The following is a 22,294-nucleotide window of genomic DNA, read 5'->3' as shown; positions in this document are numbered from 1 at the left end:
ACCTATCAAGGTCAAAATGAAAGCAGATGTTATATGTTTTCGTTCAAATAAGCGGTGAACGACATGGTTTCTATCTTACCTCTGCCGGTACTTTTAGCGCGATAGAGTAAGTTATCGCATGCCTTAATAATCTTATTGATATTGCGCTCACCTTTTACCTGAATGACGCCGGCAGAAAAGCTGGCACTGAAGGTCGCTTCAGTATTTGACCAGTTTTGATGGCTCTCTAACGATATTTTTATATCTTCAAGCAAGGCGTTCGCGTTTTCTTCTGTTGTATCGTGTAAATACAACAAGAATTCTTCACCGCCGTAACGGCAGAACTTATCTGTCTTTCTAATACGTTGGCGAACGACTTGTCCAAATTTTGTTAGCACTTCGTCACCCACCACATGACCGTACCTGTCATTAATTTGCTTAAAGTGGTCGAGGTCAATAAGCACTAAACAAGATGCAATTTTATTGGACATGGGCTTTGCGATTTCTTTAAACATTGCGCGTCGAAAAAGGGCGCCTGTTAAATCATCAATTTCACTGGCTTTAGCACGGGAGCGTTGTCTACGCCAAAACCAGAAAAGCAGAAACGTCGACATTACGGCAACCAAAGCAAATGAGAGGGCTTGAAAACGATCAGCCTTTAATTTTAGGTTTTGTTTGTCTTTTAGCCGAGCCATTTCTTGCAATATGTTAATTGTGATGTCTCGCTGCAACGCTGAATCGATGTTTAACTCATCCAAGTGGGCATATGATCCATTTGGTTGGCTTCTAATAAAATCGTATTCATGTTGGTGGAGAAGAGCATTCTTAAAATCACCTCTTAATCTATATAGGTCGCTAAGATGAGCATGCTTACTCAACAAAATTGATGTGCTGTAAGAAGAGTGCTTGGCTTGTGAGTTAAAATCCGAAGTTAATGTGTCCATCGCCTTTTTAAATTCAGCGTCACTGCCTTCAAGTGCTAAATAAGTTGTCTTGAGTGCGGAAAGTACGGGTAATAGGTTTATATTGGTTGGAAGAGCAATGCCTTCAAAGTGAGACAAATTCTCAGTTAACGCTATTATTTGCTCTCGATCGTTCGGCTCATCTCGGTGTAAAAAAACACTTACTTTCAACCATAAACTGAATAGAGTTTGTGGAGCACTTTGTTTTTTTATAGAAACTTGTTCAGCCTCATCCACCATTGTGAAAGCATCATCGAATCGCTGTAAGTGGTTTAGACTATTGATTACTCCAATGTAGACATATGACGTAGCAATGTCGTGTTCCTTGCTATCTTCTATGACAAATTGCTGATGAGTGACAGCGCGACTGTAGTCATTAAGGGTGGTATAGGCATCGGCGAGCCATGAGTGCGCCATTCTTTTATTAAGTGAAGTCTCTAGGCCGTTCTCTAAGTCAATATGTTTTAAGAAAGGTAGTGCATACTCGATTTCCACAACCGCTTTCATTTGATTTATTTCCGAGTATTCCATAGCAAGCCAAATACTCGCTATGGCGACTGCGTGATGATCCGAAGTTTTTAAGGCTTCTTGTTTAAGCGAATAGAGTAGGGGAATACTGTACTCTAGACGTTCACCAGTATCTAAATGAGCATTCGCAGTTTTATACATAATAAAGACCGCTTTTAAAGCAATATACCGGCTTACATTAATATTCTTAAGGTACGCCCAATCAGCTGGCGATGCTTCCTCAGCCAAATCTAGGGGGATTTTTGAATCTGATGTCGATAAAGAACCATCTAAGTGATAAAGAACAGTTTTGATTACCTTGCCAATCTCTGATGAATCCTGCTGAATTTCGCTAGCTAAGATTAATTTTGTAATCTCATCATCACTCAAACCAGAAGGGCTATTCCACATGTACATGATGGTGTTAACGAGGTTGCCTAATTGACGAAATTTTTCTTCTTCGCTTAATACGTTGTTAGCAACCGCATTCACTGACGTAAGGGTAATTAGTAACGCAAAAAGACAGGTAAGGGCTTTCTGAAAAAAATAGTAACAAAAGGGGGGAACAGCACAGCTAAAGCATTTATTCATAGGGGAATACGCGTTTTCTTATTACCGCAAGAGTGAAACCAAGACAGCGAAAACGAAACCAGATGTTATTTTTATTAGACGATAGTATAAAGTAAACTATGCAGTGTTTAAATATTCCTACTCGATAGCAACGCTATTTTATCTTATACATTAGTATAAAAAATCGGCCGCGAGGGCCGATTATAAATTGTAAATCTAAATAGTGGTGTAACGCTATTTAAAAAAGCTGACACCGCTGTTTTGGTATAGCATACGCTAAGCAGAAAAGTGAATTCTGTCGGCAACGGCCTTTTTCATTTCAGTTAAATCGGCGCCTTTATTACCCACTACCATAATATTTGCATGCTGCATTTTTATGCTTTCGCCATGGTATTGCTTGTCTTCGAACTCAGCGGGTACTCTGACATCTTTGCGTTCAGGTACAATAAATACAGACATTTTACCTTGTGGGGTGTCAACGATAAGATGCAAGCTTCTTACTGTGCTTAAGTGACAGTAATTGGCTACTTCAACATCCCCAATCATGTCAGTAAAGCTGCCACCAAAACTGGCTAGTTTCGCATTTACCTGTTCTAAATCTACTGGCAAGAATGTGTGAGCTTGCTCCGTTTCCGCATATTGCATATGAGCAAGTGCTTGCCCGCCAATGCTAACCGGTTGGTGGTACCACATGGTAAAACCTATCCCCACGGTAAAGGCAACGCTTGCAGCCATAGCCACATACCAGCGGCTTCGCTTCTGATAGCTTGCAAATTCATTCGCCGATTGCTGCCAAATAAGTTTGTGCTTTAAATCTTCAGGCACATCTACTTTTACAGCTTGTTTTAACTGCTTATCGAATTGCTTTTGTTCATTCCAGAACTTACGTTTGCTCTCATCAGCTTTCGCTGCGGCGATAACATCACTGTCAGTGGTTTCTGGATCGGCGTAAATTCGACGCCTAAATTCTAATTCATCCATTTGCCTGACCTCTCTGTTCATTTTGCCTTTCTAATGCCTCTCTCAATTGGTTCCTTGCTCGAAATAATCGTGTCATTACGGTATTTTTATTTAAATTCAGTTGCTGTGATATTTCATCACCGCTAAACCCAAATATAAGTTGTAAAACAAGGGGCTCGCGGTATTCGTCGCTCAACCCGCCTAATAGACGATGCAGCTCTCTGTCTTGTACATCGACTTCTGCATCTTGGGTTTCATCATGCACCGACACATCATCAATATCGACAGTATCGAATTGTTTACGTTCGAAACGACGAGCATTTTCACGGCGCAGTATGGTAATTAACCATGACTTGGCCGCTTTTTCATCGTTGAGTGAGTCGAGTGAGCGCCATGCTCTTAAAAAGGTTTCTTGCACAATATCTTCCGCAACCGAGCGGTCTTTAACCAGCCAGTATGCATAGCGAAATATATCTGCATGAAACGCATTGACGAGCGCTTCGTATCGTTTGTGTTTTGCTTTCATGTTGGATAAGACCCGACTGCTTCCAGATCTATTTCGTGCAAACATAAAAAATCCCACATTTTTTTAATTTTGTTAATTATGACACAAAAAAGCAGCCGGAAGGTTATCCTTAAGGCTGCTTTAAGTTTCATAACTGTTGGCTATTAAATCGCGTAGATAACGGTTTCAATAACGACCGTGTTCATTAACAGAACCCGTTTAATTCTTGAATGAACTACTAGCTAGCTTTCTGACTGGCTATCCAAGTATTAATATTTTCCTCTAAAATTGAAAGTGGAACAGGCCCATGTTTAAGCACTTCATCATGAAAACCGGCCCAGTCAAAGTTATCACCTAGCTCAGTCATGGCTTTTTCTCGTAGCTCCATAATTTTAAGCTTACCAATCATGTAGGCTGTGGCTTGGCCCGGCATGGCGATATAACGCTCGATTGCTTTTTGTGCATCGTATTCTGGGTTAGGCGTGTTTTCAACTAAATAGGTCACCGCTTCTTCACGGCTCCACTTTTTAGCATGAATACCGGTATCAACAACCAGTCGGCATGCGCGCCACAATTCCATCGCAAGTCGGCCAAAGTCAGAGTATGGGTCTTGATAAAAACCCATGTCTTTAGCTAGCTCTTCGGAATATAGCCCCCATCCTTCGGTGTACGCGGTAAAGCTTAGGAATTTTTGGAACTGAGGTACACCTTCAAGTTCTTGTGCAATGGCGCGCTGCATGTGATGGCCAGGAATGCCTTCATGGTACGCCAATGCTTCTAGTTGATAAGTTGGCATTGCGCTCATGTCGTAAAGGTTCGCGTAATACGTACCAGGGCGGCTGCCATCTTGCGCTGGGCTTTGGTAAAAGGCCTTACCTGCTGATTGCTCACGGAACGCCTCAACACGCTTAACTACCATAGGCGCTTTAGGGAGAATACCAAAGTAATCTGGCAAAGCATCGCGCATGTCGTCAATGGCTTTGGTTGCATCATCTAAGTACTGCTGACGTCCGGCTTCGGTTGCTGGAAGATAAAATTGCTCATCTTCACGCATGAAAACAAAGAACTCTTGCAACGTACCCTCAAACTCCACTTTTTTCATAATGTCGCGCATAGAAGCATGGATACGTTCAACATTATCTAAGCCTATCTGATGCACTTCATCAGCGGTCAAATCAGTGGTAGTAAACCAGTTCAAGCGGTTTTGATACCACTTATCGCCATCAGGCAAGCGCCATACACCGTCACCTTCAGGGGTAATGGTTTTTTGATGTTCTAATTCTTGAATAAAGTCTTTGTAAGCCGGCATTACAGACGTAACTAGCGCGGCTTTCGCTTCACCTAGTAGGGTGGTTTTTTCTACATCATCAAGCTCAAGGTTATCGACCTTTGTATTGAAATCTTCCCAAATAGTGGAGGGGGTATCACTGGTATCAAACGGCGCGCCAGTAACCACATTTTGTGATGCAGCAATCATTTGCTCATAAGCCCAAGCAGGGGGAAATACGCCTGCTTGCTCACGTAGCTTCATCTGCTCGATAACTTGTTTAAAATATTCGCTCACATTGTCTAGACGGCTAATGTAGGCTTGTGCGTCTTCTTTGCTTTTTACACCATGAATATTAATTAAGAAGCTAGGCACTTGGGTATGGGCGGCACGAAATTGGTGTACTACATAGCTGTGATGACGAAATTCATCGTTAGCTAAATCTCTTTCAATACCCAATTTATATAAACGAAGGCTTAATTTTTCTTGCTCGCTCAGCTTAGTTGTATCGAAACTTTCAATAGTTTCAAGGCGATTTTTTGCTTTGGCAATGTCTTTTTCTTTTTGCTCTTCAGAAACATCATTCCACTTATCATAGTCCCACTTGATGCCTAGGTAGCTTTGAAACATAGGCGAGCTTTTGAGATCTTCTTCGAAAGTGCGTTCAAAAAAAGCATTAACTCGTGCTGAATCAGTTTGGCTTTCAGTTTCTACTGCTGGCGGCGTTTGTTGAGTGGTTTGGCTTGTTTCAGGTGCGGGTGAACATGCCATTAGCCCAAGCATTGCAATAGCAATTGGTGATAACGATAGCAGTGGTGTTTTCATGAATTCTCCTGGTTAGGTGGTCGCGGTAGTATTTCTACCGTCTAATTTTTAGCTTTATCTTTAAATTTGTACCCCTAGCACGAGTTAATGCCTCTTTTTTAAAGTTACTCGTGCCAAGCAGTCCAAGTAAAGCGCCTTTCCTGTGCGCCATATCTAGGTAGAGGGGTACAAATTAGTTAAGGTATTTTTACCAGACTTCTTGTTTTTTAACCAAGTATCTCTGGCTTTTTTAATCGCGCTTTGCATTGATTCGGGTTTCCAGTTGCTTTTCGACTGGCTAAACCGTGTTTGCTGCAATGCATTTAAATGAGACTGGATCTCGCTAGTTGCGCGGTGGTCGGATGGATTTATAAAACCTTTGTGGTGGGGATATAAACACTTCAACCAGGTTTGTAATGCTGGAGCAATAGCCGCTGTATTACTCGCTTTTACTGACGCCATCAATGATTTAAAGGCCGCCGTTTCATCACCTGAATTCGCTACTAAAACAGTATTGGCGGTAGTCGCCGTATAATTTGGTTTTCGCTTTCTTTGAATTACATAAGTCACTACCCAAGCGATAACCGTGAGTACCCAGAGACCTGCAAATAGCCAAGTTAAGTAATGAGGAGCTTGTGCTTCACCGCTATTAGCTAATCCACTTTGTGGTTCACTATTTAGCTCGCCACCACTTTCAGTTTGGCCGGCTTGATTAGTAGGTACTGAAGTTGCGCTACTCGCCGCTTGATTGTCGAAACCTGGCTGAGTGGGCGACGTGGCAGCAGTAGCTGGTTGAACAGTGACTGTACGGGCAGGGATAGTCGCATACTCTGTTTGCTCGGTTAAGGTATTAAACCAAGGGATAGTCACTTCAGGTAATACAAAGCTGCCTGCTTGAGTGGGAATTACCGCCAGCGAGCTCTTACGCTGTGCAATCAAGGTGCTGTCTTTTTCTACTGTGGTGGTAGAGGATTGATCTGGATACAATTTAAAGTGAGGAGGATAAAACTCTGGTATTTCTGGTAACTGTTCTTCCACTACACCTAGTGCGGTAAGTGTTACCACACGAGTGATAGGTTCACCGACTACAAAGGCATCGCCTTGGGGCCATTCTTCATCAACCCGCGCCAATTCAGTGGGTAACCATGGGTAGTCAATACCAGCAGGGATAGGTTTGATATTTACCGTAATATCGGGTCCAACACGGTTCACTTGTTGAGTTCTATTAAATAACCCGAAACGTTGATTCGTATTAGCGGCAGCCACTTCAGCAGTAAATACCGGCCCTCTAATGGTAAATTCGCCTGATGCTTGGGGCACGATGGCAAATTGGCGTTCGATAATTTGGTAACGGCGACCGTTTACAATGTCGGTATATTGCTTATCGTCACCTAACTGCTTTATTTCTGCATTTTGCATGGTGGGCGATTGCAAGCTGCCGCGCTCGATATTTGTCGCAAGATGCAATTTTATGGTGTAGAAAAGTTGTTGGTTTAGATAGGCTTCTTTTAAATCAATACTAGTAGTCACGAAGTAATCGCGGGCAACGTTCTCAGATTGTTGAACGGGAATAACATTCACCGACATTGGCGCAGATTGCTTACCTTCTATACTAATAGCAGGAATGGTGAAGGTACCTTCTTTACGCGGAAACAAGGTGGTAGTCCAGGTGGTGGTTTTCTTGGTATCGAAGTTCACAATAGAGGTTTGACTGCTCACCGACGTTCTACCAACAACGAAGTCTTTTAATAATATTGAGCTATCAAAAGACTCACGGTCTGCGCCGCCATTTGCCACAACGGTTAACCGAATAGCCTCATCAAGCATTACCGGATTTTTATCTATAGTGGCTTCAACTGAAGTCACATCTGCCAGCACAACCATGCTGCGTAAAAGTAAGAAAAGGGTTGTAGTGAATAAAATTGCTTTCATCTACCAATCACTCCGATTTGAAGGCATGCGTTGTCTTTGGCGCTTCTGCGCTTCTAATTGCATTTTTCGTTTTAATAAGAACGCGGGGTCATCTGGTACTCTGCGCATTAAATTTTCAAGACGTTGCTGTTGTTCTTTTTCAGCATCTGTCATCTCGCCAGCTTGAGCCATGGCGGCATCACTTTCTTGCTGGGCTTCATCGCTACTTTCTTCATTCCCAGTATTTTGTGGGGCGCCTGCGTCTTCTTTGTCGTTTTCTTCACCGTTGGCACCATCTTGCGCCTCCGACTCATTTTGGTTTTTGCTATCATCTTGTTCACCCCCTTCATTTTGTGAAGACTGGGGATCACTTTGACTGTCATTTTCATCGTTAGCATTCTGGTTATCAGACGCGCTCTGCTCACCGTTTTCTTCAGATGTATCTTCACTGTTTGAACCATCATTATTTTGGCTATCTTGGCTACTATCGTCGCTACCTTCTTGATTTTCACCTTCGCCAGAATCTTGTTGGTTTTCACCCTCATTCGATTGCTGATTTTCTTGGTTTTGCTGTTCCTGCTCTTCTTGCTGCTGTTTCAACTGTTCCAATAAGGTTTTATTTGCCGCAGCATCTTGATAGTTAGGATCTTGCTTGAGTACTTCGTCATACTTGGCGATGGCCTCATCTAGCTTGCCCAAACGAGCCAGTGTATTGCCTTGGTTATACAAACCTTCAATACCGCCTTGTTGTTGATAAGCGGCAAGTGCTTGTTCGTAGTCGCCGGCCTTGTAATGCGCCGCACCTTGCCAAGCAGGGTCTTCGAATGTAGACGCGGCTTGATCAAAGGCGTTATCTGAGTAGTTTGCCAAGCCTTCTTGATTGGCATTTAAAAATGGCTTTTGCCACCATGACACAGAAGAGGAAGTTGAACTCTCAGACGGCGGCTCCTGGGTAACAGATTGCGCCATCACTGATTCACTGCTCATCGGCATGTAGATAGCTGCTATAACAGCAAACACTAATCCGCGCCTAAATCCAAGCGCCATTAGCGGAAGCAGAGCCAATAAAAGGTAGGGGCCAAACTCGCGCCATTGGTCGCCTTCAGTATTATTCGCATCTTCCTCTGATTCACTGTCTCTATCGAGTAGCGACAAGGAAGCGAGTGCAGTAATATCATCATCATTGGTGGTAATTTCACTAAATTTACCGCCGCTAGCACGGACAATTGCATTTACTGCACCGCTATTAAGTTTAGGTATCACAATAGCGCCACTTCTATCTTTGAGCAATTCACCGGTGATTTGCCTGATAGGAGCACCGTCATCTGTTCCTACAGCAAGTGCATTCAACGTAAAAGGCATGTCAGCAACGTACTCTTGTAACTCTTGTTGCTGGCGTAAATCAACGCCATCGGTTATCCAGTAAATCATACCTTTACTGTAGCCCGCGTTTGTTAACAACTCAGCAGCGGTCTCAACGCCTAACAATGGGTCGCTGCCGGGCACCGGCATAATTTCGGGTGATAAACTTGGTAAGAGTGTCGTTATGTTAGCGGCATCTTGGGTAAGCGGGCTCACCACAAATGCATCACCCGCATAAGCCACTAAACCCATTTCACCTTCACCTATTTGGTTTACAAGATCGATGGCTTTGTATTTGGCTCGGGTAAGTCGATCTGGGGTAATGTCAGTAGCGCGCATCGACAATGACATATCCATGACTATGACATGCCCCATCTTTAGTTGATAAACAGGTTGTGGGAGGCGCTCCCATGTTGGACCAGCTAAGGCAACAACGGCAAGCAGCCACCCGAATGCAAGCAACCAAAATGGAGGCTTCTGCCCTTTTGTTAATTTCCCTACCACCATATGCTGATATAAATGTGAGGGAATAACCGATTGCCAACCCGACTTTTTCGACGTATTTCGCTTAAGAGCTATATAAAGAATAAGCGCGGGAATAAGCGCTATAAACCACTCAGGTCGCAAAAAGTGGAAGTTGGTAATAAAATCTTCCATTACACACTTTCCTTTTTGTCGCTCGATGAAACGTGAGTGCGTGACAGTGATGTTATCAACGTACTTCCAATCATTATTAATGCCCATAAGGCAGACAAAGCAAAGGCTACCGCCAATGGAAAGTAGAAGAGGGCTGTTAGCGGTCGCATTTTTCTCGCTTCACCTTGTATTGGTTCTAGTGCGTCTAACTTTGCGTAAATGGCTTCTAACTCTTTTATATCTCTAGCTCGGAAATATTGTCCACCGGTAGATGTAGCAAGGTCACTTAGCATGTCTTCATCTAACTCTTGAGAAGGATTCACCTGTCGACTACCAAAGAAACTTTGGATCAGCATTTTATCTGCGCCCACGCCAATGGTGTAAACCTTCACTTTTTTATTTACTGCCAATTCTTTTGCTTGCTCAGGGGTAATAAAACCTGCGGTATTTTGTCCATCGGTAAGTAAAATAAGCACGTTGTTTGATTCATCTTTTGCATCAAACCGTTTAACCGCTAAGCCGATAGCATCACCGATTGCAGTTTGTTCTCCCACCAAACCAATCACAGATTCGCTTAGTAAAGTAGAAACCGTATCTCTGTCATAAGTGAGTGGTGCTTGAAGATAAGCGGTATCGGCAAACAATATTAAGCCTAAGCGGTCACCCACGCGGCGCTGGATAAAGTCGTACAGCACGGACTTTGTCATGGTCAGTCGATTCACTTGTCTGCCATTTAATTCCATGTCGTCAATTTTCATACTGCCAGATAAATCTACCGCCAACATCATCTCTCGGCCTTCACTTGGAATGCTTATTGGCTCCCCCAACCATTGGGGGCGGGCTGCGGCAATAACCACGCAGAGCCAAATTAGCGATGCAAGTAGAACTGGGATTTTGCTGCTTTTAAGCGGTGAGGGAGTGTCTTGAATGCCCGGTCTTAATGCAGGCACCTGTAAGGCAGCCATCACATGTTGTGGCTTCGCTGGCACTAGGTATCGAACAAGTAAAGGGAGGGGGAGTAGGAGCAAAGCCCACCACCATGCGAAATCAAGCATGGGTTGCCTCCTGACTTTTTTGCTGATTAAACGATGAAGGTTTTTGTGAAGCCAGCTTTCCTTTACTATTTGAAGGGGAGGTGACTTTAAAGTGCTTCACCCACGCGTTTGCTGCTTTACTACATTCGTCAAAATGTTTGTTGTCGCATTTCGGCGCGTACTGCTGAGAATGCAGTGTTGATAGTGAATCGCTCATATTATTTTTACGTTTTTCTGGCAGCGTTTTCAATAGAAATTCATGCCAACTGTTACCATAAAGCCCTGCTACTTCTTGTTGTTTGAAATAGGTCACCGCGGTACGTTTTAATACATTATTGATTTGCATAGGCCAGTTGTCGTCAGAAGACGAAATACTTGCCAGTAGCTTTAGTGCATCGCGACGGGGCTTGTTGAATTTACGCTTTTTAACAAGATAAATAATGAGACTTATTGTGCCTGCTAAACATAACGTAATTAAGCACCACCAGCCCCAGTCCAGAGGCCAAACGGCTACATTGTCAGGAACATGTATATCTTTAAGCTGTGCAAGAGGATCGGTTTGCGGCATACCTTGGGCTGATTGCATCAAAAGCGCTCCTGTTGCATGCCTTGAATTTGGGTATCAAGAGGCAGTCCCGCAGAAATGTGGTAGCGAGAAATATTTGCTTGTTTAAGTGATTGTTCCATTGCACTGTTTTGTTGTTCACGCCAACGTTGATAGGTGTCTTCTTCTTTTCTATCGCCTAATAACCATCGTTGTTGATTAATGCCATCAGAAACACTTACTCGTTGAATGGAGCGTGTTTGGGGCAAGCTATGTTCAATAGGATCGTCAACAATAATTGCTCTAACTTCACAATGGCGCGAAAGCTGACTTAAATGTTGCTGGGCTGCACTACCTAAATGCTGAAAATCAGAAAGTAGATAAACGAGGCTACCTGGGCGAGCTAAACGACGAAGTCGAGCACATGCGTCTGCAAAAGCTTGAGTATCGTCCTCAGTGCTCGCCACTTGCTCATGGCTGGTGGCATGCAAATCCATCAACTCGTGACAAATGTGCAAAACAGCCCGCTTACGAGCAAGGGGTTTCACTTCTTTGTGCTGGCTTTGGTTAAACAACAACGCGCCTACCTTATCGCCATGCGCTGCCGCAGACCAACTTATCAACGAACAGATGTGGGCAACCTGCATAGATTTAGTCAGTAGCCGTGTTCCGAACATCATTGATGGCGAGAAGTCGCAAAACAAAAATACAGGACGCTCACGTTCTTCACGATATATTTTGGTGTGAGTTTTACCCGTACGAGCGGTAACGCGCCAATCGATTGCTCGAATGTCGTCGCCTGGTTGGTAGTGCCGAGCTTCGTCAAACTCCATGCCTCGACCTTTATGTTTGGTCAAATAGCTACCGGCAAGGCGAGCTTGAGGCGAGCGCTTGGGCGCAAGACTAAATAGCTTAGCCAACTGCTGATAACGTAAAAGCTCAGCAGTGGACAAATTAACACCGTTGGTTTGCAGTAACGCTAACTGCGAATGAACATCACTCATCGTTTATGGAACAGCTACGGTAGCAACAATTTGGTTCAGCACATCGTTCATAGTAATGCCTTGTGCTTCTGCGTGATAAGACAAAATAATGCGATGGCGAAGTACGTTATGTACAACCGCTTGAATATCATCAGGGCCAACAAAATCTCGCCCACTTAGCCACGCGTGTGCACGTGCACATCTGTCTAAGCTGATGGTGGCCCGAGGGCTAGTACCCATAGCGATCCATTCGGCAAGGTTGGCGTCAAACTTAGCTGGTTGTCTGGTGGCCATGACCAATTGCACCAAATATTGCTCAAGCTCAGGCGCCATATGAAGCGCTAGGGCTTCTTTACGTGAAGAGAATATATCTTGCTGAGTTAATTTAGGCGGTGTTACTGGCGGTACTGATAGCGCTTCACCACGGGTTAATCGCAAAATTTCTAACTCTGTTTCTGCGTCTGGATAATCAATGTCGACGTGCATCAAAAAGCGATCGAGCTGTGCTTCTGGTAATGGGTAAGTCCCTTCTTGTTCAAGAGGGTTCTGTGTAGCCATAACCAAGAACAATGGCGGAAGCGGGTAGGTCTTACTGCCAACCGTTATTTGACGTTCTGCCATGGCTTCTAACAGCGCTGATTGAACTTTAGCGGGTGCACGGTTAATTTCATCGGCCAGAACTAAGTTGTGAAATAGTGGGCCTTTTTGAAAAACAAATTCACCCGTTTCAGGACGGTAGATATCCGTGCCGGTTAAATCAGCAGGTAATAAATCTGGGGTAAATTGAACGCGATGAAAGTCGCCGTCGATACCATTGGCAAGCGCGTTGATTGCTCGTGTTTTAGCTAAACCTGGAGGCCCTTCTACTAAAAGGTGGCCATCGGCTAAAAGCGCAATAAGAAGGCTTTTCGTAAGTGCACTTTGACCAATGATTTGCTGATCTAAATACTTCTGCAGTTGCTGAAATTGTTCCGCTGCCATAATGCAATTATTCCGTTGAAATTCTAGTTATCAGGAAAAGTAAACCAATTAACTCGCCCAAATGTGTGTCGCGAGTAGATAAATTGGCATAAAACAGACTATGTTTTTCTTATATGGTTCCCTTGTCGTCTAGTTCAAGTCGTTAAAAACATCTAATTTTCAGATAGGCGACGCTTATTCGAAACAAATAGGCTGAAAACTGTTCGTGAACGTTGATAATTTGCTATTTTGTTCATTGTTTGTAAAAATTGGGTTTATTACAGGTCAGACCACTTATTTCACGTGGTCATTAATTTAGGTGCATTATGTCAACAAGACAATCTGTTACTACCCGCGAGGGTGATCGCATCGCCATTGTGGCGGGGTTACGTACTCCGTTTGCAAAAATGGCGACATATTTCCACGGCGTTCCCGCTGTCGATTTAGGTAAAATGGTCGTTAACGAACTGCTCGTACGCCATGGTATACAAAAAGAATGGGTTGATCAGGTTGTCTACGGTCAAGTTGTTCAAATGCCTGAAGCCCCAAATATTGCCCGTGAAATTGTATTGGGTACTGGCATGAATGTTCACACCGATGCATATAGCGTCTCTCGCGCATGTGCCACTAGTTTCCAGTCCACTGTGAATATTGCCGAAAGTATGATGGCTGGCCACGTTCAGGTAGGTATTGCTGGTGGTGCTGACTCTACGTCTGTATCGCCAATTGGTGTATCTAAGAACCTAGCTCGTGCATTGGTTGATCTTCAAAAAACCAAAACTTTGGGTCAGAAGTTTAATATCTTTAAGCGTTTAGGTCTTAAAGATCTAGCCCCTGTGCCGCCAGCGGTTGCAGAATACTCAACCGGTTTGTCTATGGGACAAACTGCTGAGCAAATGGCGAAGTCGCACCACATCTCACGTGAAGAACAAGATGCACTAGCACATCGTTCACACAGTTTTGCGGCGCAAAGCTGGGAAGAAGGTAAGCTAGACAGTGAAGTGATGACCGCTTATGCAGAACCCTACAAAGGTGCGTTATCTCGTGACAACAACGTACGTTTCGATTCTAAGCTTGAAGGCTACGCAAAGCTTCGTCCCGTTTTTGATAAAAAATACGGTACGGTAACGGCAGCTAACGCCACCCCGCTAACTGATGGTGCTTCAGCCGTTATTATGATGACGGAGAGCCGCGCGAAAGAGTTGGGTTATAAGCCATTAGGTTATCTCAAAAGTTACGCATTCTCAGCCATCGACGTTTGGGAAGACATGTTAATGGGGCCTTCTTACGCAACCCCAATCGCACTAGACCGTGCAGGCATGACATTAAACGATATTACGCTTATCGAGATGCATGAGGCCTTTGCGGCGCAAACCCTTTCTAACGTGAAGATGTTTGCCAGCGATAAATTTGCCCAAGAAAAGCTTGGCCGCGCGAAAGCGACCGGTGAAATTGATATGGACAAATTTAACGTTATGGGAAGTTCTATTGCTTATGGTCACCCGTTTGCGGCGACAGGTACGCGAATGATTACTCAAATGCTTAACGAGCTTAATCGCCGAGGTGGTGGTACTGGTCTACTAACCGCTTGTGCAGCGGGTGGTTTAGGTGCAGCTATGATTGTGGAGACAGAATAATATGAGTCAGGACACAACAATGACAAATGACGTTCAAGCAACATCTGGTGCCTTTACGTTAACCAAACAAGACAATGGCGTAGCCATACTCACCATGGATGTACCTGGTGAGTCTATGAATACGCTAAAAGCAGCTTTTGGCGATGAAATATCTGCCATGCTGGATGACATTGATGCAGATACCAGTATTAAAGGTGTTGTGCTAACTAGTGGCAAAGCAAACTCGTTTGTAGCCGGCGCGGATATTAGCATGCTTGCTGCGTGTAATACCGCAGAAGACGCGACGACGATTGCAGCAGGCGGCCAAGCTATTTTTGACCGTATCGAACGCATGAAAGCAACTTTTGTTGCAGCCATAAATGGCCCTGCGCTTGGTGGTGGTTTAGAGCTTGCCCTTGCGTGTCATTATCGAATTTGTACCGATTCACCAAGCACTCAGGTGGGTTTGCCCGAAGTTCAGCTTGGTTTATTGCCTGGCAGTGGTGGCACACAACGATTACCTCGTTTGATTGGTATACAGCAAGCTATGAAAATGATGCTTACTGGTGCGCCAGCACGCGCGAAGCAAGCTAAAAAGTACGGCATTGTTGATGATGTAGTACCGCAAAGCGTTTTGCTTAAAGTGGCTGAACAGTTTGCCCTTAAGCGCAAGCCTGAGCGTGAAGCGGCGCAAAAAAGCGTAATGGACAAAATGCTTGAAAATACCGGCCCAGGCCGTGGCATGATGTTCAAAAAAGCGCGCGAAGCGACGTTTGCAAAAACGAAAGGTAACTATCCTGCGCCCGGTTACATCATTGATGTTATCGAAACTGGCATGCGTGATGGCATTGAAGCTGGTCTTAAAGCCGAAGCTGAAGCATTCGGAAAGTTGGTGATGACGCCTGAATCTTTCCAATTACGCCAAATTTTCTTCGCGACTACCGACATGAAGAAAGAAAACGGTATTGAAGGCGTAGCGCCAGAGAAAATGAAGAAAGTTGGCGTACTAGGCGGGGGATTAATGGGCGGCGGTATTGCGTTTGTAACCTCTACTAAAGCTGGCGTACCTGTGCGTATTAAAGATGTTCGCCCTGAAGGCATTGCTAATGCAATGAAATATAGCTACGACATTTTAAATAAGAAAGTGAAAAAGCGCTTCATGCGTAGTAGCGAAATGCAAAAGCAACTGTCGCTTATCACTGGCACCTTAGACTATAGCGGCTATCAAGATACCGATATTGTAGTTGAAGCGGTATTTGAAGATTTAGATCTTAAGCAAAAAATGGTTGCGGATATTGAAGAAAATTGCAAAGAGAACACTATCTTTGCCTCTAACACGTCTTCTATTCCAATTACCCAAATTGCTGCCAAAGCTGCTCGTCCTGAAAACGTGATTGGTCTTCACTACTTTTCACCTGTAGATAAAATGCCATTGGCGGAAGTTATCGCTCATGAAACTACGTCGGATCAAGTTATTTCATCTACTGTTGAATTTGCGAAAAAGCAGGGTAAGACACCCGTCGTTGTTAAAGATGGCGCAGGCTTTTACGTTAACCGCATTTTAGCACCTTACATGAATGAAGCGGCTAGCTTAATTCTTGCAGGCGAGCCTATCGAGCACATCGACAAGTCTCTCGTTAAGTTTGGCTTCCCTGTAGGTCCTGTGAAGTTGCTTGATGAGGTTGGCATTGATGTTGGTACTAAGATCATTCCTTTCCTAGTAGAAGCCTTTGGAGAGCGTTTTACGGCGCCATCTGCTTTCGATAAAGTACTGGCTGATGGTCGTAAAGGTAAAAAGAACCAAAAAGGTTTTTACAGCTACGAAGGCAAAAAGCCAGGTAAAGAAGTGGATGAAAGTATCTACTCACTTCTGGGTTTAACACCGTCAACTAAATTGAGTGAAAAAGAAGTGGCTGAACGCTGCGTGCTTATGATGCTTAATGAAGCCGCTCGCTGTTTAGATGAGAGTGTTATTCGCAATGCCCGTGATGGCGACATTGGTGCTATCTTTGGCATCGGATTTCCACCTTTCCTAGGCGGTCCTTTCCGTTATATGGACACGTTGGGAATTAAACATGTTGTTGAGCGTTTGAATCATTACGCTAGCACCGTGGGTGATAAATTCGCACCTGCTGATGTATTGGTGAAGATGGCCGAAGAGAACAGCTCCTTTTACTAATATGTAAGCAATAGATAAAAAGCCGGGCTCCTGAAAAATTATGACGGGTTCCCGGCTTTTTTGTGCGTAATGAATAATTTTGGTGGTTTACTAGTCAATTTTCAGTACAATCCCGCAGTTTTAAAAAATACCAGTCAAAATTTTGGCGTTGTATTAAAAAGAGTTTTTCAGTTTCCTTAATTACTGAGCTAAGTAGGAGAGCTTTTTGTTTGTTTTAATATCGTTAAGTCTATTAAGTGGTGTTTTCTTTTATGTAGAGTCTGTGAAGTGGGGAATGAATGCTAAGTACTGGGCAGCGCTTGCGTTAGTGATAGGGCCTTTTGTATTCCCTTTGTTCGGTATTGCCAGACATATACATTGGCGCAGGGCTGTAGGGTTTAATAATCTAATGGTAGAAGCTTAACCGGCTACAGAAAGGCTTTAGAAGCCCTGTTAGGTTTAAAACGCTTAAAGCCTTTGAAGCCGTTAAAGCTTTTAAAGCAAGGATAACCCCCCTCTATTTCTCGTTAAGCCTATGTATTAGGCGCACAGCTGAATTTCAGGTATAAAAAAAGAGAGTCTATACTCTCTTTTTTGGAATTCTTGAAGGCTATTATAAGCCTACGCCGTAACCGTTGCCGGTTTTAGGGCGGTAGCTTTGAGGTTGAGTAACAGACTCTTTTTGCTGCTCAGGGGCTTGGTTAGCGCCTTCTTGCTTATCAGCAGCGACAGGGGTAGCGGTAGATAGTACTAATGCAACAGCATACTCTTTTAACATTTTAATATTCCTCTGATTTTTTTATTTTAAGAACGAACAAACAAAACCGATAGAAAGGATGTTTACCGGTTACAGAAGATATTGCGAGAGATGTGCCAACTTTTTAAGTTGTTGATGTATAAGTGTTTAATTTGGTTTCGGTGCATTTTTTGACACTTGAATTAGTCAAAAGTAGTAAGCGCCAAAAAATAGTCAGATGTTTGAATGGCCAAGCAGGTTGTGAAGTTTTTGATTTTCGGTAAGTAATTTTTCAAATCGCTCTGCGTTAAGGGGGCGGCTATATAAAAAGCCTTGCAACATCTCGCAATCATAGCGACGCAAAATATTTAATTGCTCTTCTTCCTCAACCCCTTCAGCCACTACTTTTAAGCCTAGGTTGTGGGCGATATTAATTATTGCTGCTGCCATATGACGATCTACGCTACTTTTAGCGATATCGTCAATAAAGGCTTTATCTATTTTAAGCGTATTGAGTGGGAATCGCTTCAGATAGGCCAAGGAAGAGTACCCAGTACCAAAATCATCAAGGGCAAGGTGTATGCCACGCTCTCTCAATCGGCTCATCATCCGAAGACCATTTTCAGGGTCTTCCATTAAGGTCCCTTCGGTAATTTCACATTCTAAGTGCAGTGGAGAAAGGCCTACTTCGCTTAAAATGCGGTTAATTCTGTCGTCTAAATCTGGAAGTTCGAATTGTTTAACAGAGATATTTACGGCTACTCGGCCGGTAAATAAGCCTTGAGAGACCCAGCGTTTGGTATCTATACAGGCTTTACGTAATACCTGTTCACCAATTTCGATGATCTGACCTGTTTGCTCAGCAAGGGGAATAAATTGCCCAGGACTCACTATGCCTTTCTGCGGGTGTTCAAAGCGCACTAACGCTTCCATACTCACCAGTTTGCCAGAGGCGATATCAACTTTCGGTTGGTAGTAAACCGTAAATAAGTCGTCTTTAATACCTTGGCGAATTAAGTTTTCGATTTGTAACTGACGAACCGCATTTTGGTTCATTTCACCGCTGAAGAATTGATAGCTATTACCACCATTATTTTTTGCAAAGTACATGGCTGTGTCGGCATTTTTTAGCATTTCTTGTGGCGTATTGCCATCGTCAGGGAAGAAGGCTATCCCTAGGCTTGCGCCCAACACAAACTCTTGCTTATTGATAATGAACGGGCGAGCGAGGGTGTCTAGTAAGTTTTGCGCGTAATGGGTGACAGTATGAATATCTGCACTATCTTCCATTAAGACACTGAACTCATCGCCACCAAGACGATAACAAGTCGCATTTTTACCCGTAATGCGTTGTAGGCGTTTGGCAATTTGTTTAATTAAAATGTCGCCAGTTTGGTGGCCTAGCGAGTCATTTATCTTCTTGAAGTTGTCCATGTCCAAACACAGCAAGGTGTGAGGGGCGCCTTTACGAACTAAGTTCTGATGACTTGCTTGGTAGAAAGAGCGGTTAGGTAGTTCAGTTAGCGGGTCAATATTAGCCAGCTTAAGTAATTCTTTTTCGGTACTCTTACGTGAGGTGATATCACTAAATACACCAACGAAGTGACTTATCTTTCCGTCGTCATCGTGCACTGCATCTATGTTTAGTTCCATTTCATAACGTTCACCATTAACGCGAACTGATTCTACTTCACCCGACCAATTACCTTTCGTTTTCAGGGTCTTTTTAATCTCTTCTGTAAACGCATCGGGATACAAATGGAAATGCAGGTAGCTTGCAAGGGCTTGTTCTCTAGTTTCACCTGTATAGCTACAGTAAGCGTTATTTACTGAAATAAATTTAAACTGTGTGGTGGTAATAAACACACCCTCAGAAATATTTTCAATTGAACGCTTAAACAGGTTTAGTTGCTCTTCAGCCTCTTTTAGGTGGTTAATATTCTTCAAGGTTCCGGTCATACGAACCGGCTGCTGGTTGTGATCCCGTTCAACCACTTTTCCGCGATCGAGTAACCATATCCATTGGTTTTTGAAGGTTTTAGCGCGATAGGCAAGCTCATAGAAGTCACTTTTACCTTCTAAATGGCTGCGTAAGGCGTCTCTAACACGGCCTATATCATTAGGATGGATATTCGCATCATAGGCGCCGGTGGTTCTTATATCGTCTTGCGGGAAGTCTAACGTGCCCCATGTGTTTGCTCGATATACTTGACCACGGTATACATCCCAATCCCATAGCTCGTCGCCAGAACTCCATAAGGTAAGTTTGAGTCGCTCTTCTGATTCACGTATGGAAAGTTGATTCGATTTACGTAATTGGTATTGTCGAATGATAAAGGCCAAAACAATGGTAAGTAAAAGTGCATAAAAAACTAATGCGACAGTATGAAGCCAAGGCGGGCGATTAATATAGATTCTTAACTCGCGACTTTTAGACCAATGTTTCCCCGGCTCGATAGCTTGGACTTCAAAAATATAACTGCCAAACGAAATGTTGTTAAATTGAGCAGTTCTGACATTTTCGTTGTAAACCCACAGATTATCCATGCCTTTTAGACGATAGCGATATGAAACCTCTTTTGGGTAGACAGCGTTAATTAAACCAAACGAAATGCTGAATCTAGATTCAAAATACTCTAGCATTTTTTCACTGTTGTAAGTGATATTCGCAAGAGATGTCTCTTCAGCAGCTTGCTTATCGATTCCTAGTAAACCAGTGTTAGCTTGATTTGACTCTCCGAAAATACGAAATTCGAATAGCTCAGGTTTGCTTGTCCGGTTTTCAGTTTCAACCGTCGAAACCTGATGTGCCTTAGATATCCTATTGAAGCCTTTGTTGCCACCAAAATAGATATCGCCATTAGAAGTTGCTAAAACTGCACTTTCCCCTAAAGAATTAAATTCAAGTTGGGCATTCGAAACTTTGGATATTTCACTCAATGTAGATAAATCTATTTGATGCACACCTGCGCTGTCTGCATACCAAATACTGTCGTGGGTACCAATAGATGAAAAGATGAATCCATTTCCATCATCACGAGTTTGTCGCTGTACGACCTGCAGAGTTTTCTTGTCAACTTTAAGCACGCCATCCGAACGGGTGGTTAACCAGAACGCGTCAGGTGTTTCATACACGCCGTAAACGGGTGACGAGAGGCCTTTTTCTTTGCCAATTCGCTCTACTACCGTGTTGCTAGAGAGGGAGTAAATAAGAATGCCACTTTCTTGTCTAAGCCATAGGCGATTGTTATTGTCAGTAAAGATAGGGAGTAGAATATTTGAGGTGTTATCTACTTCGTGATGCACCGGTAAAGGTAATGCCGAATTTGTAGAGGTGGTGTCTAATGAATACAAACCATTGTCTTCTAGCCAAACCCAAACTCTGTCTTTACCCTTATATATATAGTCAACAAACTGCCCTGGGAAATAACGTTTTAAAAGTTCAAGCTTATTATCTATTCGCTTATAGACACTTAAACCACCTGAACTGGCAACCCAAAAATACCCTTCTTTATCAATTTCAACATCCCAATAGCTAGTGCCAAGAGATATCTCCTCATCGAAAGATAAATAGTCGAAATCACCAGTGACGCGATCAAGCCTCCCAACTCCATCTTGTTGAGAAGCAAAATATATGTCATTGGAAGAATCTTGAGCTAGACCCCATATCGTTGAGTTTTTATCTCCATCTGTGTCTTTAAGTGCACTAGAATGAAAACGTATTTCTGAAAATTCTGAGTGGAATTTGAACGCATTTTGCATAGTGCCCAGCCACAGCGCACCGGATCTATCTTTAGTAATACCGAAAATAATGTTTTGAGTAAGCTTGGTTATATTTTTTTTGTCTGAACTTAAATGGGTAATGTCTGCAGAAGATATATTTTTTGGTGATTCAATATTGGTATTAACGATAAAAAGGCCATTGTCTGAGCTGAACCAAACATGCTCATCAAACTCTATGATAGAGGTGACATTTACGTCGCCATCAAGGTTCATTAACTCTTTACTTATATGCTTGAGTTGGCCGCCATTCGCACTGATAACATATACGCCTTCATTAGTGGCCAACCAATAATTGCCTTCTATTACTGTAATATCATGCAAAGCCCCTGTATCTAGACTGATCCCCCATGGGTTGACCATACCCAAATCAAAAACTTCGTTGGTATTCTTATCTAAAATCTTTGCACCAAGCTCATTTGAACCAAACCAAATTCTAGACGACTCATCAAATATTAACTTGATGGTACTTTCAGCTTTATAGATTTGGGAGATTATCTTAATTTTGTCGTTTTCTTTCTTAGATAAGGAATAGGCATATTTATGGTCCGAAAACAAAATGCTACCGTCAATACCTTCACTAATTGTTGTGATTACATCGAGTTTGATGACAGAGTTTTGTTTGGAAAATGTTTCAAAATCATCGCTTTCGGGTCGGTAACGGGCTAATCCTGAATGAGTCGCAATCCAAAGGATGCCATCAGAATCGACAAATAATTTTTGAATAAATCCACTAGGAAGGGCATGGGGGTCGTTATCTGACGGGTGATACTGATTAATTTCATAACCAGAGTAACGGTTAAGCCCGTTAGGTGTCGCAAGCCATATGTATCCCTTGTCGTCTTCGGCAATGTCGAGGACAACAGTATTGGATAAACCGTCTCGTTTATCTAACTCAGTAAATTGTAAATCAGCAACTTCTATGGCCGCCGCATCGGAGAAAATTACTCCGAGCAGTTGAAGCCATATGACTATAACTGAGTAAGCTAGGGTTGAGCGCACCTACACACCTTTGGCATT

At 43.2% G+C, this 22,294-nt stretch carries 15 protein-coding genes; 3 read left to right on the top strand and 12 right to left on the bottom strand.

The window, feature by feature from the left end:
- Positions 1–29: 29 nt before the first annotated feature.
- The 10 genes from AVL57_RS08885 to AVL57_RS08840 all read right to left on the bottom strand — a co-directional run bounded on the left by AVL57_RS08885 (position 30) and on the right by AVL57_RS08840 (position 13,005).
- Complete coding sequence (locus AVL57_RS08885) at positions 30–2,039, bottom strand: GGDEF domain-containing protein (RefSeq protein WP_057793058.1); 2,010 nt, start codon at positions 2,037–2,039, stop codon at positions 30–32.
- A 255-nt stretch (positions 2,040–2,294) separates the two neighbouring features.
- A complete protein-coding gene (locus AVL57_RS08880) occupies positions 2,295–2,999 on the bottom strand; it encodes a DUF3379 family protein (protein ID WP_057793056.1) in 705 nt (234 codons plus the stop codon).
- Positions 2,992–3,549: a sigma-70 family RNA polymerase sigma factor gene (locus AVL57_RS08875; protein WP_057793054.1), complete on the bottom strand. Its 558-nt coding sequence runs from the start codon at positions 3,547–3,549 to the stop codon at positions 2,992–2,994. The genes AVL57_RS08880 and AVL57_RS08875 overlap by 8 nt, the downstream gene beginning before the upstream one ends.
- A 172-nt stretch (positions 3,550–3,721) precedes the next feature.
- Positions 3,722–5,575, bottom strand: a complete 1,854-nt coding sequence (locus AVL57_RS08870; protein WP_057793052.1) for a DUF885 domain-containing protein — start codon at positions 5,573–5,575, stop codon at positions 3,722–3,724.
- A 153-nt stretch (positions 5,576–5,728) separates the two neighbouring features.
- Positions 5,729–7,486: a BatD family protein gene (locus AVL57_RS08865; RefSeq protein ID WP_057793050.1), complete on the bottom strand. Its 1,758-nt coding sequence runs from the start codon at positions 7,484–7,486 to the stop codon at positions 5,729–5,731.
- On the bottom strand, positions 7,487–9,484 hold the full coding sequence (locus AVL57_RS08860; RefSeq protein WP_057793048.1) for a VWA domain-containing protein: 1,998 nt from the start codon (positions 9,482–9,484) through the stop codon (positions 7,487–7,489).
- The gene (locus tag AVL57_RS08855) at positions 9,484–10,518 is read right to left on the bottom strand and encodes a vWA domain-containing protein (protein ID WP_057793046.1); all 1,035 of its coding nucleotides are present in this window, start codon (positions 10,516–10,518) and stop codon (positions 9,484–9,486) included. Before AVL57_RS08855 ends, AVL57_RS08860 begins: the two co-directional genes overlap by 1 nt.
- A complete protein-coding gene (locus AVL57_RS08850; protein ID WP_057793044.1) occupies positions 10,511–11,083 on the bottom strand; it encodes a DUF4381 domain-containing protein in 573 nt (190 codons plus the stop codon). Before AVL57_RS08850 ends, AVL57_RS08855 begins: the two co-directional genes overlap by 8 nt.
- The gene (locus AVL57_RS08845) at positions 11,083–12,045 is read right to left on the bottom strand and encodes a DUF58 domain-containing protein (protein WP_057793041.1); all 963 of its coding nucleotides are present in this window, start codon (positions 12,043–12,045) and stop codon (positions 11,083–11,085) included. Before AVL57_RS08845 ends, AVL57_RS08850 begins: the two co-directional genes overlap by 1 nt.
- Positions 12,046–12,048: 3 nt before the next feature.
- Positions 12,049–13,005 (bottom strand): AAA family ATPase, encoded by a 957-nt coding sequence (locus AVL57_RS08840; RefSeq protein WP_057793039.1) that lies wholly within the window; start codon positions 13,003–13,005, stop codon positions 12,049–12,051.
- 305 nt (positions 13,006–13,310) lie between these two features.
- On the opposite strand from AVL57_RS08840, the gene fadI reads away from it, so the two are divergent.
- The 3 genes from fadI to AVL57_RS08825 all read left to right on the top strand — a co-directional run bounded on the left by fadI (position 13,311) and on the right by AVL57_RS08825 (position 17,182).
- Positions 13,311–14,621, top strand: a complete 1,311-nt coding sequence (gene fadI, locus AVL57_RS08835) for an acetyl-CoA C-acyltransferase FadI (RefSeq protein ID WP_013784923.1) — start codon at positions 13,311–13,313, stop codon at positions 14,619–14,621.
- 19 nt (positions 14,622–14,640) lie between these two features.
- On the top strand, positions 14,641–16,779 hold the full coding sequence (gene fadJ / locus AVL57_RS08830; protein ID WP_057793037.1) for a fatty acid oxidation complex subunit alpha FadJ: 2,139 nt from the start codon (positions 14,641–14,643) through the stop codon (positions 16,777–16,779).
- A gap of 205 nt (positions 16,780–16,984) precedes the next feature.
- The gene (locus AVL57_RS08825) at positions 16,985–17,182 is read left to right on the top strand and encodes a hypothetical protein (protein WP_057793034.1); all 198 of its coding nucleotides are present in this window, start codon (positions 16,985–16,987) and stop codon (positions 17,180–17,182) included.
- A gap of 189 nt (positions 17,183–17,371) precedes the next feature.
- On the opposite strand, the gene AVL57_RS21300 is transcribed toward AVL57_RS08825, so the two are convergent.
- Positions 17,372–17,536: a hypothetical protein gene (locus tag AVL57_RS21300; protein ID WP_167542083.1), complete on the bottom strand. Its 165-nt coding sequence runs from the start codon at positions 17,534–17,536 to the stop codon at positions 17,372–17,374.
- A 192-nt stretch (positions 17,537–17,728) separates the two neighbouring features.
- Positions 17,729–22,276, bottom strand: coding sequence for an EAL domain-containing protein (locus tag AVL57_RS08820; protein ID WP_057793032.1), 4,548 nt, complete (start codon positions 22,274–22,276; stop codon positions 17,729–17,731).
- Between the last annotated feature and the right edge of the window lie 18 nt (positions 22,277–22,294).

It is taken from the genome of Alteromonas stellipolaris, assembly GCF_001562115.1.
GTDB lineage: Bacteria > Pseudomonadota > Gammaproteobacteria > Enterobacterales > Alteromonadaceae > Alteromonas > Alteromonas stellipolaris.
This window is presented reverse-complemented; position numbering and strand designations above follow the sequence as displayed.

Excerpts from the sequence above, each read along its gene's own strand:
- AVL57_RS08885 (WP_057793058.1), bottom strand. The coding sequence starts at position 2,039 with ATGAATAAATGCTTTAGCTGTGCTGTTCCCCCCTTTTGTTACTATTTT.
- AVL57_RS08880 (WP_057793056.1), bottom strand. The coding sequence starts at position 2,999 with ATGGATGAATTAGAATTTAGGCGTCGAATTTACGCCGATCCAGAAACC.
- AVL57_RS08875 (WP_057793054.1), bottom strand. The coding sequence starts at position 3,549 with ATGTTTGCACGAAATAGATCTGGAAGCAGTCGGGTCTTATCCAACATG.
- AVL57_RS08870 (WP_057793052.1), bottom strand. The coding sequence starts at position 5,575 with ATGAAAACACCACTGCTATCGTTATCACCAATTGCTATTGCAATGCTT.
- AVL57_RS08865 (WP_057793050.1), bottom strand. The coding sequence starts at position 7,486 with ATGAAAGCAATTTTATTCACTACAACCCTTTTCTTACTTTTACGCAGC.
- AVL57_RS08860 (WP_057793048.1), bottom strand. The coding sequence starts at position 9,484 with ATGGAAGATTTTATTACCAACTTCCACTTTTTGCGACCTGAGTGGTTT.
- AVL57_RS08855 (WP_057793046.1), bottom strand. The coding sequence starts at position 10,518 with ATGCTTGATTTCGCATGGTGGTGGGCTTTGCTCCTACTCCCCCTCCCT.
- AVL57_RS08850 (WP_057793044.1), bottom strand. The coding sequence starts at position 11,083 with ATGCAATCAGCCCAAGGTATGCCGCAAACCGATCCTCTTGCACAGCTT.
- AVL57_RS08845 (WP_057793041.1), bottom strand. The coding sequence starts at position 12,045 with ATGAGTGATGTTCATTCGCAGTTAGCGTTACTGCAAACCAACGGTGTT.
- AVL57_RS08840 (WP_057793039.1), bottom strand. The coding sequence starts at position 13,005 with ATGGCAGCGGAACAATTTCAGCAACTGCAGAAGTATTTAGATCAGCAA.
- fadI (WP_013784923.1), top strand. The coding sequence starts at position 13,311 with ATGTCAACAAGACAATCTGTTACTACCCGCGAGGGTGATCGCATCGCC.
- fadJ (WP_057793037.1), top strand. The coding sequence starts at position 14,641 with ATGACAAATGACGTTCAAGCAACATCTGGTGCCTTTACGTTAACCAAA.
- AVL57_RS21300 (WP_167542083.1), bottom strand. The coding sequence starts at position 17,536 with ATGTTAAAAGAGTATGCTGTTGCATTAGTACTATCTACCGCTACCCCT.